1 protein-coding gene is annotated in these 536 nt (G+C 54.9%); it reads left to right on the top strand.

What is annotated here, in order from left to right; translation table 11 throughout:
* The coding region (locus tag C4N24_RS15100) for an FtsX-like permease family protein (protein ID WP_146746829.1) at positions 1 to 536 on the top strand (536 nt) is incomplete at both ends.

The following is a 536-nucleotide window of genomic DNA, read 5'->3' as shown; positions in this document are numbered from 1 at the left end:
GATGCGCTGGGCTGCTCCTATGACGTAGGGCAGACGGTCACGCTGAAGGTCGCTGCCAATGATTACGACCCGCTGGCAGGCTCCGGCGCAGTGATGGAAAAGGCCTATACCCTGTGCGGTGTTTTGCCTGCCTATGATGTGTATTGGAATCTGAACGGCAATCTGACCGTCAGCAGCATTGTGACAGAGCCGCTTGCCTTGGACGGGCAAAAGTTCCAGACATTTTATTATTTGAATGCAGCCGCACCCGTGACCGCTTCGACCGACCCTGCTTTAGTGGCAAACGAGTATGCCTACCCACAGGAGGATACCGTTTCATCTTCTTTGCGCTTTTTACTGGTCGCAGCGATTCTGGTCAGCTTTTTTGCAGTGGCGCAGTATTTCCTGATCGTTCTGCACAAGCGTGTACATACCATCAATACCTTCCTGACGCTGGGGGCTAAGAATCGGGATCTCCGTCTCATGTGCCTGTGGGAGGCGCTTTTTGCCGGGCTTGCAGCAGTTGCTGCTGGGTTTGCACTGGGCTGCGGTGCTGC

The sequence above is a fragment of the Faecalibacterium prausnitzii genome (assembly GCF_003287405.1).
Classification (GTDB): domain Bacteria; phylum Bacillota; class Clostridia; order Oscillospirales; family Ruminococcaceae; genus Faecalibacterium; species Faecalibacterium intestinale.
Note: the sequence above shows the minus strand (reverse complement) of the source record. Positions and strands in the feature narration are given on the sequence as shown.